This is a genomic window from Pseudomonas proteolytica (assembly GCF_007858275.1).
GTDB lineage: Bacteria > Pseudomonadota > Gammaproteobacteria > Pseudomonadales > Pseudomonadaceae > Aquipseudomonas > Aquipseudomonas proteolytica.
On record NZ_VFEV01000015.1, the window covers coordinates 26,673 to 43,950 of the forward strand.

Annotated in this window: 2 protein-coding genes (1 of these 2 running past the window's edge); both read left to right on the plus strand. The window is 61.9% G+C overall.

From position 1 onward, the window contains the following. The gene (locus FIV38_RS12840) at positions 1-12,330 is read left to right on the plus strand and encodes a non-ribosomal peptide synthetase (RefSeq protein WP_092235464.1); all 12,330 of its coding nucleotides are present in this window, start codon (positions 1-3) and stop codon (positions 12,328-12,330) included. After that, a protein-coding gene (locus FIV38_RS12845; protein WP_092235462.1) for a non-ribosomal peptide synthetase crosses the window boundary here: on the plus strand, positions 12,330-17,278 show its 5' end (the start). It continues 12,589 nt past the right edge of the window; 4,949 of the gene's 17,538 nt are visible here — the first part of the coding sequence; its start codon is at positions 12,330-12,332; the stop codon falls past the right edge of the window. The genes FIV38_RS12840 and FIV38_RS12845 overlap by 1 nt, the downstream gene beginning before the upstream one ends.

Sequence of the window (17,278 nt, forward strand, 5' to 3'; positions counted from 1 at the left end):
ATGAACCAATTGAACCAACTTCCCGACGACGACCTGCTGGCCCTGTTGCTGGCCGATGAAGCCGGCGCCGGGCAGTCCATCCAGAGCCTCGCCGGGCATGACCCGGTACCGCTGTCGTTCGCCCAGCAGCGCCTGTGGTTCCTGCAACAATTCGATCCCCAGAGCCATGCCTACAACCTGCCACGGGCGATTGCCCTCAAGGGCCCGGTGGACGCACGCGCGCTGGAAGCGGCCCTGAATCGGGTGATCGATCGCCACGACATCCTGCGCACGGCCTTTCGCGACACCGACGGCACACCCCTGCAAGTCATCGAACCCGGCGCGCGCCTGACCCTGCTGGAAGAGGACCTGAGCACCCTGGATAACCAGCAGCGCGACCTGCAACTGCAACAGCGCATCCGCCAGCACGCCACCCAACCTTTCGACCTGCGCCAGGCGCCGCTGATTCGCAGCACCCTGCTCAAACAGGCCGAGCAGGACTACGTGCTGCTGCTCAACATGCATCACATCGTCTCGGACGCGTGGTCCAATCCGATCCTGATCCACGACCTGGCCAGCGCCCTGCGCGAACCGGGCCAGGCCCTGCCGCGCCCGGCCATCCAGTACGCCGACTACGCCCAGTGGCAGCGCCAGGACTACCCGCTGACGCCGCAACACAGCGCAGCCGCACAGTATTGGAAAGCCTGCCTGGGCGACGAGATCCCCACCCTGGAGCTGCCCCGCGAGCGCCTGGAACAACACGCAGGCGCCGGCCATCATGGGCACGCGCTGCCCGCCCTGTTGAGCGAGCGTCTGCAGACTTTTTGCCAGCAACAGGGCCTGACACCCTTCGTGGTGCTCCTGGGTGCCTGGCAGCTGCTGCTGGGGCGCTACAGCGGCCAAGTCGACTTCACCGTCGGCGTGCCCAACGCCACCCGCAACCAGGCGCAGATCCAGGACCTGGTGGGCTTTTTTGTCAGCAGCCAGGTGTATCGCGCGCGACTGGCGCCCGAACAAACCTGCAGCGCGTTCCTCCAGGGCCTGCGCCAGCAATCCCTCGCTGCCCTGGAACATGCCGACTACCCCATCGAGCTGATCCTCGAAGACCTGCACCTGCAACGCAGCCCCCAGGCCAACCCGCTGTTCCAGACCCTGTTCAACTGGCGTGTCGGCGCCGTGCAGGAGGCGGCCCTGCACCTGGGCCCGCTGCAATTGAGTTTTATGGACAGCCACCCGCTGCAGGCCAAGTTCGACCTGTCGCTGGATGTGGAATACAGCCAGCAGCAGATCACTGCGCATTTTGAATACGACGCCGCTTGCTTCGCCCCAGCGACCATCGCCACCCTGGCCGGGCACTTCCAGAACCTGGTGCAGGCGATGCTCGAGCAGCCCCAGGCACGGATCGGCGAACTGCCGATGCTCAGCGCCGAGGAGCGTGGCCAGCAGTTGGCGCAGTGGAACGCCACGGCGGTCCATTACGCCAACGCCGCACCGGTGCATGTCTTGTTCGCGGAACAAGCCGAACGCCTGCCCCATGCCGTTGCCGTGGAGTTCGGCAACCAGCAACTGACCCTGGACCAGCTCAACCGCCGCGCCAACCAACTGGCCCATAAGCTGCTGGAACTGGGCGTCGGCCCCAATACCTGCGTGGGCCTTGGCCTGGAACGCAGCCTGGAAATGGTGATCGCCCTGCTGGCCGTGCTCAAGGCCGGTGGCGCCTATGTCCCGCTGGACCCGGCCTACCCCGCCGACCGCCTGGCCTACATGATCAATGACAGCGGCATCGGCCTGCTGCTGACCCAAAGCAGCCTGGCATTGCCCGTCCCGGACCGCCTGCCGTCCCTGAGCCTGGACCAGGACAGCGACTGGCTGGAAGGTTATGACAGCGCCAACCCACCGGTCACGGTCAGCGCCGATCACCTGGCGTACATGATCTACACCTCCGGCTCCACCGGGCAGCCCAAGGGCGTGCAAGTGCGCCATGGCGCCCTGACCAATCATATGCTGTGGATGCAGGGCGAATTGGGCCTGAGCGCTGCGGACCGGGTCTTGCAAAAAACCGCCTTCAGCTTCGACGCCTCGGTGTGGGAATTCTGGCTGCCATTGCTCAACGGTGCGCAGTTGGTCCTCGCGTCCAGCGAGCTGTCCGCAGACCTGTCGATGCTGTGGTCGCAAGTGGCCGCCCAGCGCATCAGCGTGTTGCAAATGGCCCCTTCGCTGCTGCAAGCCTTGCTCGCCGATGAACAGGGCGCGCAGATGCAATCCTTGCGTTTGCTGCTGCTCGGCGGCGAAGCCCTGGGCACCGCGTTGGTGACACAGTTGCGCGAGCGCTGGAACGGCCGCCTGTGCAACCTCTACGGCCCAACCGAAGCCACCATCGACACCACGTTGTTTGATGTCGACCGCCTGCCAGAGGGCGCCATCGCCCCTATCGGCCGCCCCATCGCCAACGTGCGCACCTACCTGCTCGATCATGACCTGCAGTTGTGCCCGGTGGGCACCCACGCCGAGCTGCTGATCGGCGGCGACTCCCTGGCGCAGGGCTACCACCAGCGCCCGGGCCTGACCGCCGAACGCTTTATTCCCGACCCGTTTGCCGGCAATGGCGCGCGCCTGTATCGCAGCGGCGACCTGACCCGCTACCGCGCCGATGGGGTCATCGACTACATCGGGCGCATCGACCATCAGGTCAAAATCCGCGGTTTGCGCATCGAACTGGGGGAAATTGAAGCGCAACTGCTGCAACACCAGACGGTGCGCGAAGCCGTGGTCATCGCCCACCCAGCCCCGGGCGGCGCGCAGTTGGTGGGCTATGTAGTGCCAACAGAACCGGCAACGGACATCACCCGCCAGGACGCCTTGCGCGACACCCTCAAGGCCCACCTCGGCGAACACCTGCCGGACTACATGGTCCCCGGCCACCTGCTGATCCTGGCGCAATTACCCCTGACTCCCAACGGCAAGCTCGACCGCAAGGCCCTGCCGGCCCCCGATGCCAACCAGGCCCTGCACGCCTACGTGGCCCCGCAAAACGAAGTGCAACAGCGCATCGCAGGCATCTGGCAAGACGTGCTCAAACTGGAAAAAATCGGCCTGAACGACAACTTCTTCGAACTGGGCGGCGACTCCATCATCTCCATCCAGGTCGTCAGCCGCGCACGCCAGGCCGGCATCCACTTCACCCCCAAGGACCTGTTCCAACACCAGACCATCCAGGGCCTGGCCAGCGTGGCGAAAAACCAGGGCCAGGGCCTGGCGATCGACCAGGGCCCGGTCACGGGTTTGGCACCGCTGCTACCGATCCAACACCTGTTCTTCGACACCGACATCCCCGAGCGCCACCACTGGAACCAGTCCGTGCTGCTCAAACCCGCCACAACCCTGGACCCGCACCTGCTGGAACAGGCCCTCAACGCCCTGATCCAACACCACGACGCCCTGCGCCTGCGCTTCACCCAGACCGACTCTGGCTGGAACGCTGAATACCGCCCGCAGACCGCGTCGGTGCTGTGGCAAACCCGCATCGACGACGCCACACAGTTGCAATCTTTGGGCGACGAAGCCCAACGCAGCCTCGACCTGCAACAGGGGCCGCTACTGCGGGCGGTACTGGTGGGTTTGAAGGACGGCAGCCAGCGGTTGCTGTTGGCTATTCACCACCTAGTGGTGGATGGGGTGTCGTGGCGGATTTTGTTTGATGATTTGCAGATGGCTTATCGGCAGGTGCAAGCGGGTCAAGGTTTCTCCTTACCGGAGAAAACCAGCGCCTATAAAGCCTGGGGCCAGCGGTTGCTGGACTACGGTCAAAGTGCCGAACTACAAGGACAGATCGCCTATTGGCAACAACTGGCCGACGGCTGCGCCGAACTGCCGGTGATACGCGCTGACGCCAGCCTGAGGAAAGCAGACAGTCAGACCGTCAATACCCATCTCAATCAGGATCTGACCCGACGTCTGCTGCAAGATGCCCCGAGCGCCTACCGCACACAGATCAACGATCTGTTGCTCGCTGCACTGGCACGGGTCATCAGCCGCTGGACCGCCCAGCCACAGGTGCTGATCCAACTCGAAGGCCATGGCCGCGAAACCTTGTTCGACGACATCGACCTGACCCGCACCGTGGGCTGGTTTACCACGGTGTACCCGGTGCGTTTGACACCCCAGTCCGACCACGGCACCACGATCAAACAGATCAAGGAGCAATTGCGCAGCATCCCGAACAAGGGCCTGGACTTCGGTGTCCTGCGCTACCTGGGCACCCCCGAGACGCGGCAAGTGTTACAGGCGCTGCCAGTGCCGCGCATCACCTTCAATTACCTGGGCCAGTTCGACACCAGCTTCAACGCCAACGACGATGCCCTCTTTGCTCCAGCCCCTGAAAGCAGCGGTGCTGAACACGGCCCAGAGGCACCGCTGAGTAACTGGTTGACCCTCAACGGCCAGGTGTACGACGGCGAACTGAGCCTGGGTTGGACCTTTAGTGCGCAGATGTTCGAACCTGCACGCATGCAAGCCCTGGCCGATGACTACGCCGAGGAACTGGCACAACTGATCGAGCATTGCTGCGCTCCACATAACCGTGGTGTAACGCCTTCAGACTTCCCCCTCGCCAACCTCGACCAAGCGCAATTGGACGCGCTGCCAGTAGCCGTCACACAGATCGACGACATCTACCCGCTGGCGCCAATGCAGCAGGGCATGCTGTTCCATTCGCTCTACGAGCAAAACGTGGGCGCCTACGTCAACCAGATGCGCCTGAACGTTACCGGCCTCGACCCGCAAGGCTTGCGTGACGCCTGGCAACAGGCGATGGACGCCCACGATATCCTGCGTACCTCGTTTGTCTGGCAAGGTGAGCTGCAACAACCGGTACAAGTGGTCCATAAGCAATTGACACTGCCCATGGTCTGCCACGACTGGCAGCAACGCGCAGACCTGCAACCGGCACTGGATAAGCTGGCCCGGGAGCGTTTGCAACAGCGTTTCGACCTGGCTCGTGCGCCGCTATTGGACGTGCAGGTGATTCAGACCGGGGAAGCCCAGCATCATCTGATCTACACCGTACACCACATCCTGATGGACGGCTGGAGCAACTCCCAACTCATGGGCGAGATCCTCCAACGCTATGCCGGCCAGACCTTGCCGGCCAGAATGGGGCGCTACCGCGACTACATCGCCTGGCTGCAACGCCAGGACAGCAGCGCCAGCCAAACCTGGTGGGCAGCTCAACTGGCGACACTGCAAGAGCCCACCCGCCTTGCCAGCAGCCTGGTCAGCGTACCTACCACCGCCACCGGCCACGGTAACCATTACCAGCACTTCGGTATCGTCGAGACCCGTTACTTCAACGAGTTTGCCCGTCGTCAGAAAGTCACCCTTAACACTCTGCTGCAAGGCGCCTGGCTGCTCCTGTTGCATCACTACACTGGACAGGACAGCCTGTGCTTCGGCGCCACCGTCGCCGGGCGCCCGACAGAAATCGCCGGTATCGAGCAGCAAGTCGGACTGTTCATCAATACCCTGCCGGTGATTGCCACGGTCAACCCGCAAACCCGGGTCGATCAATGGCTACAGGCCGTGCAAACGCAGAACCTGTCGTTGCGCGAACACGAACATACCTCGCTGGCTGATATTCAACGCTGGGCCGGGCACAACGGCGAAGCGTTATTCGACACGCTGTTGGTGTTCGAAAACTACCCGATCGCCGACGCTCTTGAACAACAGGCCCCCAAAGGTCTGGAGTTTGGCCACGTCGACACCTACGAGCAGACCAACTACCCGCTGACTCTGGCCGTGAATGCCGGGGAAACCCTGTCACTGCACTACAGCTTTGCCCACGACGCCTTCACCGAAGTCGTGATCGAACGGATGGCGCAGCACCTGCACAACCTGCTATTGCGCCTCACCGAACGGCCGGACCGAGCCATCGGCGAGCTGAACTTGCTGGACGACAGCGAACGCGCGCAGGTTGTGCATCGCTGGAACGATACCGCCAGGCACTACCCGCTGGAACGGCCGGTACAGGCGCTGATCGAACACCAGGTCGAGCAGACTCCCGACGCGCCGGCCCTGATATACGCAGATGTTCGTCTCAGCTACGCCCAACTCAACGCCCGGGCCAACCAACTGGCCCATCATCTGATCGCCCTGGGCGTGGGCCCGGACCGGCTGGTGGGGATTGCGCTCGAGCGCAGCGTGGAAATGGTCGTTGGCTTGCTCGCCATCCTCAAGGCGGGCGGGGCCTATGTGCCGCTGGATCCTGAGTATCCGACTGATCGCCTGGCCTACATGATCGACGACAGTGGTATCGACCTGCTGCTGACCCAACAATCGCTGCTCAGCACCCTGCCATTGCCAGCAACGCTCCATACCTTGTGCCTGGATACCCTGGCACTGGATGCCTTGCCGGACACCAACCCAGGTATCAGCGTGGCAGCGGAAAACCTCGCCTACGTGATCTACACCTCGGGCTCTACCGGCAAGCCCAAAGGTGCCGGCAACCGCCACAGTGCCCTGACCAACCGACTGTGCTGGATGCAACAAGCCTATGGGTTGAGCGGCGACGACACCGTGCTGCAAAAAACCCCGTTTAGCTTTGATGTATCGGTGTGGGAGTTTTTCTGGCCCTTGATGACCGGTGCCCGCCTTGCCGTGGCCGGTCCTGGGGATCATCGTGACCCGCAAAAACTGGTGCAATTGATCACCGAGCATCAGGTGACGACCCTGCATTTCGTACCGTCGATGCTGCAAGCCTTCCTGCAGGACGATAGCAGTGAGCGCTGCACCGGCCTGACCCGGATTATCTGCAGCGGCGAGGCCTTGCAGGTGGATACGCAACAACAGGTGTTCGCCCGCCTGCCGGGTGCCCGCCTATACAACTTGTATGGCCCCACTGAAGCTGCCATCGACGTCACGCACTGGACCTGCCGCGAGGAACAGGCTCACACCGTACCGATCGGTCAGCCCATCGCCAACCTCAGCACGTTTGTTCTCAACAGCGATCTGGCCCCATTACCGGTGGGATTGGTGGGCGAGTTATACCTGGGCGGTGAAGGCTTGGCCCGTGGTTACCACCGCCGTGCGGGCATGACTGCCGAGCGCTTTGTTGCCAGCCCCTTTACCAAAGGCCAGCGCCTGTATCGCACCGGCGACCTGGCGCGGCAGCGAGCCGATGGCGTGATCGAGTACATCGGCCGTGTCGACCATCAGGTGAAGATTCGTGGTCTGCGCATTGAGCTGGGAGAAATCGAGGCACGCCTGCTGGAGCAGGACGAGGTTCGTGAGGCCGCCGTGCTGGCGGTGGACAGCGGTCGCGGCCTGCAACTGGTCGGCTACGTGGTGCCAAGCGCCAACGCCAACGAAGCACTGCGCGACACCCTCAGGCACACCCTCAAGGAGCACCTGCCGGACTATATGGTCCCGGCACTCTGGGTGTTCCTCGATGCCCTGCCGCTGAGCCCCAACGGCAAGCTGGACCGCAAGGCCCTGCCGGCACCCGATGCCAGCCAGGTGCAGGTCCGGTACGTTGCCCCGCAGAGCGAGTTGGAACAGCAAATCGCCAATATCTGGCAAGACGTGCTGAAGGTACAGAATGTCGGCCTGACCGATAACTTCTTCGAACTGGGTGGCGATTCGATCATCTCCATTCAGGTGGTCAGTCGAGCGCGGCAGGCCGGCATTCAGTTCAGCCCCAAGGAACTGTTCGAAGCCCAGACCGTGCAACAACTGGCCACCCTGGCCCGCACCGGCACGCCCGCGCAGGAAATCGATCAACAACCGCTCACCGGGCCGACACCGCTGCTGCCGGTACAGCAGGCATTTTTCCAGCGGGCGATTCCCGAGCGTCACCACTGGAATCAGGCGGTACTGCTATCGGCCCACGCACCATTGCAGGCCGATGCGCTTGAACAGGCGCTGCAGGCCCTCCTCCTCCATCATGACGGCTTGCGCCTGAGCTTCAGCGCACACACCGCAGGTTGGCAGGCCAACTATCGTTCAGTGGCGCAACAACAGCAGGACTGGCAACAGGCTCCTGCCCTGCAACAAGCCAGCACCCGCACCACCACAGAACTGGAAGAACTGTGCAACCAGGTCCAGGCCAGTCTCGATCTGAGCCAAGGCCCCTTGCTGCAGGCAGTACTGGTGACCCTGGCCGATAACAGCCAGCGCCTGCTCCTGGTAGCCCACCATTTGGTGATCGATGGCGTGTCGTGGCGCATCCTGTTGGAAGACTTGCAGACCGCTTACCAGCAAGCCTGCGCAGGGCAGATCATCAGCCTGCCGGTAAAAACCCACTCAAGCAAAACCTGGGCCGAGCATCTGCAACGCCATGCCACCCAGGGTAGCCTGGCGGGAGAGCTCGCTTACTGGCAGGCCCAGTTGAAAGATGCCCAGGGCACGCTGCCCGGTGCTCGTTGCGACGCCAGCCTGGAAAACCGTCATGGACATAGCGTCAATACCCGGCTGGACAAGGCCCTTACCCGGCAGTTGCTGCAAGAAGCTCCCGCCGCCTACCGCACCCAGATCAATGACCTGCTGCTGACGGCGCTGGCACGGGTGATCAGTCGCTGGACCCACCACCCACAGTGCTTGATCCAGCTTGAAGGCCATGGCCGTGAAGAGCTGTTCGAACCCGTGGACCTGACGCGCACCGTAGGCTGGTTCACCAGCCTGTTCCCGGTGGCGCTGGCGCCTGTTGCCGATGACCTGGGGGCGTCGATCAAGCAGATCAAGGAACAACTGCGGGCCATCCCCAACAAAGGAATCGGCTTTGGCGCCTTGCGCTATCTGGGGGACGCCCAGGCCCGCGAACGCTTGACCGCCCTGCCAGAGCCGCGCGTTACCTTCAACTACCTGGGCCAGTTCGATGGCAGCTTCAGCGCCGATGAACAGGCGCTGTTCAGCCCGGCCGGCGAAGGCACTGGTGCCGAGCAAAGCCCCGAGGCGCCGCTGGGCAATTGGTTGACGCTCAACGGCCAGATTTACGCCGGCGAGTTGAGCCTGAACTGGCTGTTCAGCCGTGAGATGTTCGACGATGCCACCATCCAGCACCTGGCTGATGACTACGCTGCAGAGCTGCGCGCCCTCGTCGCCCATTGCATTGATCCGGCCCACCGCGGCCTGACGCCCTCGGATGTGCCTCTGGCGACAATTGGCCAGGCACAGCTGGATCGCTTGCCCGTACCTGCCGCGCAGATCGCTGACCTCTATCCGTTGTCGCCGATGCAGCAGGGTATGTTGTTTCATAGCTTGTATGAGCAAGGGACCGGGACCGGGACCGGCAACTACATCAACCAACTGCGCGTGGATATCGATGGGCTCGACCCGCAACGCTTCCAGCAAGCCTGGCAAGCGGCGATGGATAACCACGACATCCTGCGCACCGGTTTTGTCTGGCAAGGGCTTGAGCACCCATTGCAATGGGTGCTCAAGCAAGCGCAGGTACCGTTCACCGTATACGCCTTGGGCAGCCACGATGCACCGCAACTCGACGCGCTGGCCCTGGCCGAATTGCAGCGGCCGTTCGAACTGGATCAAGCGCCGTTATTGCGCCTGGTTCTGGTACAGACCGGCGCCGAGCGCTATCACCTGATCTACACCGTTCATCACATCCTGATGGACGGCTGGAGTAACTCTCAGCTCATGGGCCAGGTGTTGCAGCATTACAGCGGGCAAGTCGTAACCGCCAATACCGGGCGCTATCGCGACTACATTGCCTGGCTGCAACAGCAAGACAGCGCCGCCAGCCAGCGCTTCTGGCAAGAGCAGCTGCGCGACCTGGAGTCGCCGACCCTGCTCGGTCAAAGCGTGGCGCAAGTACCTGGAGAAGGCCATGGCGAATACCGCAAGGTCATTGACCCTGCCACTACCGAGCGCCTCAACACCTTTGCCCGCCAACAGAAAGTGACCACCAACACCCTGGTGCAAGCGGCGTGGCTACTCCTGTTGCAGCGTTACACCGGCCAAGCCACGGTGTGCTTCGGGGCCACCGTGGCCGGGCGCCCGGCACAGCTCAACGACGTAGAGCAACAGATCGGTCTGTTCATCAACACCCTGCCCGTGGCGGCCAGCCCGCGCCCCGAGCAAAGCGTTGCGCAGTGGCTGCAGCAGGTCCAGGCACAGAATCTGTCCTTGCGTGAGCACGAACACACACCCCTGTTCGAAACCCAACGCCAGGCAGGTGTGGGCGGCGAAAGCCTGTTCGACAACATCCTGGTGTTCGAAAACTACCCAATCTCCGAAGCGCTGGAGCAAGGCGCACCGCAGGGTCTGCGTTTTGGTCCGGTGCATAGCCACGAACAAACCAACTACCCATTGACCTTGAGTGTGGGCCTGGGCGCCAGCCTGACTCTGCAATACAGCTATGTGCGGGCGAATTTCAGCGATGCGCTGATCGAGCAGATCGCCTGCCATATGGATCAACTGTTGAACGGTTTGATGAACAATGCCGAGCGCACACTGGGCTCGTTGAACCTGCTGGACAAGGCCGAACAAACCCTGATCCTCAATACATGGAACAGCGCCCCACTGTCGGTTGCCGATGAACAGTGTATTCACCACCTGATCGACCGGCAGACCCAGGCAACCCCAGGGCAATTGGCGCTGATTGACGGTGATCAACACCTGAGCTATCAGCAACTGGACCAGCGCGCCAACCGCCTGGCCCACAAGCTGATTGAGCTGGGGGTAGGCCCGGAAGTGCGAGTCGGCGTGGCCATGCCACGTACCAGCGACCTGCTGGTAGCGTTGCTGGCGGTACTCAAGGCCGGCGGCACTTATGTGCCGCTGGACCCCGACTACCCGGCCGACCGCGTGGCCTACATGCTCGAAGACAGTTGCGCGCGCCTGCTGCTGGTTGGCCAACAGCTACCGGATGAATTGCGTGCCAACGCCACCACTCAAGTGCTGACCATCGAGCCCGGTGATGCCTGGCTGGCCGGTTACAGCGGGCAGCAGCCTGTCACTACGGTAACCCCCGAGAACCTGGCCTACGTGATCTACACCTCGGGTTCCACTGGCCTGCCCAAAGGCGTGGCCATTGCCCATCGCAACGTTTCAGCCCTGGTTCGCTGGTCTGCACAGGTGTACTCACGCGACGACCTGCAAGGGGTGCTGGCCTCGACCTCGATCTGTTTCGACCTGTCGGTGTGGGAGCTGTTCGTGACCCTGGCCTGCGGTGGCTCTATCGTCCTGGCGCGTAATGCGCTGGAACTGCCAACCCTGCCAGCACACGATCAGGTGCGCCTGATCAATACCGTGCCGTCGGCGATCAATGCCTTGCAGCGCGCCGGGCAAATCCCCGACAGCGTGCGCATCATCAACCTCGCCGGTGAACCACTGAAGCAGGCACTGGTGGATACGCTCTACGCACAGACCAGCGTTGCCCACATCTACGACCTCTACGGCCCTTCAGAGGACACCACCTACTCCACCTGGACCCGCCGCGAAGTCGCAGGCTCGGCCAACATCGGCCGCCCGGTCGGCAATACCGCCAGCTATCTGCTCACCCAGGATCTGCAACCCGCTCCCCTAGGCGTTGCGGCCGAGCTGTATCTGGCCGGTGCCGGCATCACCCGGGGCTACCTGGGCCGTGCAGCGCTGACTGCTGAAAAGTTCGTGCCCAACCCGTTCTCAGGGAGTGGCGAGCGCCTCTACCGCACCAGCGACCTGACCCGCTACCGCCAGGATGGGGTGATTGAATACATCGGCCGCATCGACCACCAGGTGAAAATCCGCGGGTTCCGTATCGAGCTGGGCGAAATCGAAAGCCGCCTGCTGCAACATCCTGAGGTGCGCGAAGCCGTGGTACTGGCCCAGGAGCATCTGGACGGCCAGCAACTGGTGGCGTATGTCGTCACTCGGCAGTCGCTCCCAGACGCAGCATCCCAGGATCGACTGCGCACGCTGATCAAGGCCCGGCTCCAGGAAAACCTGCCGGCCTACATGGTTCCTGCGCACCTGCTGTTCCTCGATCAAATACCCCTAACGCCCAACGGCAAACTGGATCGCAAAGCCTTGCCAACGGCTGAGGCCGTCCAGTCGCAACGCGCCTTTGTCGCCCCCCAGACCCCGTTGCAACAACAGATGGCGGATATCTGGCAACAAGTTCTGGAACTGGAGCGCGTGGGCCTGGACGACAACTTCTTTGAACTGGGCGGGCATTCCCTGCTGGTCGTGCGCGTGGTCTCACGCGCCCAACTGGAGCTGGGCATGCAACTGACCCCACAACAACTCTTTCAATTCCCCACCCTGGGCGCTTTCGTCAGTGAACTGCAAAGCAGCGGTGGGCAATTCGATACCGAAAAATTGAGCAAGCTCGAAGCGCTGCTTGACGATATGGAGCAACTGTAATGGACAAGAGCGTCGCCACCCGAATCGCCAAGCGTTTCATCACCCTGCCCCTGGACAAGCGCAAGCTGTACCTGGAAAAGATGCTGGCCGAAGGCGTCTCGCCCGCCAACCTGCCGATCCCCGAAGTGCGCAGCGAATTCGAGGTGATCCCGCTATCGTTTGCCCAGGAGCGCCAATGGTTCCTCTGGCAACTGGACCCCACCAGCGCCGCCTACCACATCCCCACCGCCCTGCGCCTGCGCGGCGAGCTGGACGTGCCCGCACTGGAACACGCCTTCAACGCCCTGGTGGCGCGTCATGAAAGCCTGCGCACCACCTTCCAGCAAATCGATGAGCGCGCGGTGCAAGTCATTGCCCCTCACATGCCCCTCGCGGTGGAATTAGTCCGCCTAGACACACACCTGAGTGAAAGCGAACAGCAGCAGCAGATCAAAGACTTCGTCGAACACGAAACCCAGCAACCCTTCGACCTGCACAACGGCCCACTGCTGCGAGTCAAGTTGCTACACCTGGCCAACGATGACCACGTACTGGTACTGACTCAACACCACATCGTCTCCGATGGCGCCTCCATGCAAGTCATGGTCAGCGAACTGGTGCAGGTTTACGGCGCCTTCGTCCGGGGACAGGACATCACCCTGGCGCCGCTGCAGATCCAGTACGCCGACTACGCCATCTGGCAACGACACTGGATGGAAGCGGGCGAGCGCGAGCGGCAACTGGCGTACTGGAACCAGCAGTTGGGCGGGGAACAGCCGGTACTGGAATTACCGACGGACTATCCGCGGCCGGCGGTGCAGAGTTTTCGTGGGGCACGCCTGAGCATCGCATTGGAACCTGCGCTGGACTCGGCGCTCAAGGAGTTGGGCAAACAGTACAGCGTCACCCCTTTCATGTTACTGCTGGCCTCGTTCCAGACCCTGTTGCATCGCTACAGCCACCAGCCGGATATCCGTATCGGCGTGCCCATCGCCAACCGTAACCGAGTCGAAACCGAAGCGTTGATCGGTTTTTTCGTCAACACCCAAGTGCTCAAGGCAACGTTCAATGATCAGACCCGGTTCAGCGACTTGCTGCTACAGGTCAAGCAAACAGCCCTGGATGCACAGACCTATCAAGACCTGCCTTTCGGCTATCTGGTGGAAGCCTTGCAGCCAGAACGCAGCTTGAGCCACAGCCCGCTGTTCCAAGTGATGTACAACCACCACAGCGACAGCCAGCAGGGTTCTGAAGCAGCGGCGAGCACCAATTCACAGCTGCTGGCCGTAGAAAGCCTGGTGTGGGAGGACCGTAGTGCACAATTTGACCTCACACTGACCACGCTCGAGTCCAGCGATGGATTGTCGGCGACCCTCACATACGCGACCGACTTGTTCGATGCCTTGACTATTGAACGCATGGCACGTCACTGGCTGCATCTGCTGCAAGGCATTGTTGCCAACCCCCAACAACGCATAGCGGCGCTACCGTTGCTGGACACCGCTGATTATCAACAGCAAATCCGTGATTGGAACACGACGGTATCGGAGTACCCGCAACAGCGCAGTATTCATCGACTGATCGCCGAGCAAGTGGAGCGCCAGCCCGACGCCCTGGCCCTGACCTATGGCGCCAAGACCCTGAGCTATCGCCAGTTGGACCGCCAGGCCAATCAACTGGCCCACAAACTGATCGAACTGGGCGTGGGCCCCGAAGTGCGAGTCGGCGTGGCCATGCAGCGTTCCGACGCCTTGATCATCGCCTTGCTTGGCGTGCTCAAGGCCGGTGGCGCCTATGTGCCGCTAGACCCGGATTACCCCGCCGACCGTGTCGCCTACATGCTCGAAGACAGCCGCGCCCAGGTGCTGCTGACCGAGGCCGAGCTGCTCGCAGACTTGCCCGAGACCCAGGCCCAGGTGCTGTTGATGGATAACCTGGCCGACTACCCGCTGACGGCACCCGTCACGCAGGTCGAGCCCGACAACCTGGCCTACGTGATCTACACCTCCGGGTCCACCGGCAAGCCCAAGGGCGTGGCGATTGCCCATGGCAACGTACTGGCGCTGATCCACTGGTCGCAGCAGGTCTACAGCCGTGAAGATATCCAGGGTGTGCTGGCCTCGACCTCAGTGTGTTTCGACCTGTCAGTGTGGGAAATTTTCGTCACCCTGGCCAACGGCGGCTCGCTGATTCTCGCGCGCAATGCCCTGGAACTGCCGGACTTGCCGGCCCGCGACCAGGTGCGCCTGATCAACACCGTGCCGTCGGCGATAAACGCCTTGCAGCGTGCCGGGCAGATCCCCGAGAGCGTGCGCATCATCAACCTCGCGGGTGAGCCACTGAAGCAGTCGCTGGTCGATAGCCTCTATCAGCAGGCTACGGTTGAGCATGTCTACGACCTTTACGGGCCGTCCGAAGACACCACTTACTCCACCTGGACTCGCCGTGAAGTAGCAGGCCAGGCCAACATTGGCCGACCGCTGCACAATACTCAGAGCTACCTGCTCGATGCCGACCTGCAGCCAGTACCTACCGGGGTTGCCGCCGAGCTGCACCTGGCCGGTGCCGGGATCACCCGGGGCTATCTCGGCCAGCCAGCCTTGACCGCCGAAAAGTATGTACCCAACCCATTTTCCACCACCGGCGAGCGCCTGTACCGCACCGCCGACCTGACCCGTTATCGCGCCGATGGCGTGATCGAGTACGTCGGGCGCATTGACCATCAAGTGAAGATTCGTGGTTTCCGTATAGAACTCGGTGAAATCGAAGCTCGCCTGCTGGCAATGGACAACCTCCGAGAGGTCGCCGTCCTGGCACTAGAAGGTGCCGGTGGATTGCAGTTGGTGGCATATATCGCACCCTCTCACTGCGAAGAGGTGCTGGCGGACCAAGCAGCTCAGTCACGCCTGCGCGAGTCGATCAAAGCTCGCCTCAAGACACATCTGCCGGAATACATGGTGCCGGCGCAACTGATTTTCCTTGCACAGCTACCATTGACCCCCAATGGCAAGCTTGACCGCAAAGCCTTGCCAGCTCCCGACTCTGTGCAGCCACAGGCCGCATTTATCGCGCCACAAAGTGCCCTGGAGCAACAGATCGCCTCGATCTGGCAAGACGTGCTCAAACGTGAAAATGTGGGGCTCACTGACAACTTCTTCGAGTTGGGCGGTGACTCGATCATTTCGATCCAAGTGGTCAGTCGCGCCCGCCAGGGCGGGATCCACTTCACTCCCAAGGAGCTGTTCCAGCACCAAACCGTACAGGGCCTCGCGTCAGTGGCCCGTACTGGCGAGGCCGGCCAGATCATTGATCAAAGCCCTGCTCAGGGTATCCTGCCATTGCTGCCTATCCAGCAAGTGTTCTTTGAGCAAGACATCCCGCAGCAGCACCACTGGAACCAGGCAGTCATGCTGCGGCCCGCCCAGACGCTGCAATCCGGGCACCTTGAACAAGCGCTACAAGCACTGGTGCTGCACCACGATGCCCTGCGTGTATCCTTCAGCAAACAAGCGGGCAACTGGAGCGCCCATTATCGGTCGGTCGCCAGCCAGCGACAGGCCTGGGAGAAGGCCGCGCTGCTGCAACAGGTCAGTGCCGATCACAGCGAGCTGTCCACCATTGCCAACGCCACCCAACGTAGCCTCGATCTGCACGATGGTCCCCTGTTACGGGCGATACTGATTGACCTGCCTGGCGGCGAACAACGCCTGCTGCTGGTGGTTCATCACCTGGCCGTCGATGGTGTCTCGTGGCGCATCCTGTTTGAAGACCTGCAAACAGCCTACCGCCAATTACAAGCCGGGCAAGCCTTGAAACTGCCGCTCAAGACCAGCTCTGCCAAGGCCTGGGCCGAGCAACTACAAACCTACGCAGCCAGCGAAGCCCTGCAACACGAGTTGGCGTACTGGCAGCAGCAACTGCAAGACGTCACCTGCGACCTGCCGTGCAAAAACCCGGCGGGTAACCGTCAGAACGCCGATGCCGTCAGTGTGCAGACTCATCTTGACCAAACGCTGACTCGCCGACTGCTGCAAGACGCGCCTGCCGCCTATCGCACCCAAGTCAACGACCTACTGCTCAGCGCATTGGCCCGCGTCATCACACGCTGGACACAACAGTCGTCAGTGTTGGTGCAAATGGAAGGCCATGGCCGCGAAGATCTATTCGACAGCATCGACCTGACACGCACCGTCGGCTGGTTTACCAGCCTGTTCCCGGTAAAACTGACCCCTGCCGCCGCTCCTGGGCAATCCATCAAGCAGATCAAGGAACAACTGCGGGCAATCCCGAACAAAGGCATTGGCTTTGGCGCCCTGCGTTACCTGGGCGACGACCAGGCACGCGCCTCCTTGTGTGAGCTGCCCGAGCCACGCATTACCTTCAACTACCTCGGCCAGTTCGACGGTAGTTTCGATAGCGAGGACCACGCGCTGTTCGCCCCATCCGGAGAAAGCACTGGAGATGAGCAAAGCCCCCAAGCACCGCTGGCGAACTGGCTGAGTATCAATGGCCGAGTCTATGGCGGCGAGTTGAGCCTGAACTGGACCTTCAGCCGCGACATGTTCGATGAGGCGACCCTACAGCGACTTGCAGACGAGTATGCACAGGAGCTGGCAACGCTGATTGATCATTGCTGCCAACCACAAAACAGCGCAATCACCCCCTCGGACGTGCCATTGGCGCAGTTGTCACAAGCGCAGCTGGATGCGCTGCCAGTGCCGGCTCATCTGATCGAAAACCTGTATCCCTTGTCGCCAATGCAGCAAGGCATGTTGTTCCACGCCCTCTATGAACACGACTCTGGTAGTTACATCAATCAGATGCGCTTGGACATTGACGGACTGGTGCCAGAGCGCTTTCATCAGGCATGGCAGGCGGCGGTCGAAGCCAACGATATCCTGCGCACCAACTTCCTTTGGCAGGGCGAAATCGATGCCCCACTGCAACTGGTACATAAACAGGCAACCCT

Coding starts and splice junctions, on each gene's coding strand:
- FIV38_RS12840 (WP_092235464.1), top strand. CDS start 1: ATGAACCAATTGAACCAACTTCCCGACGACGACCTGCTGGCCCTGTTG.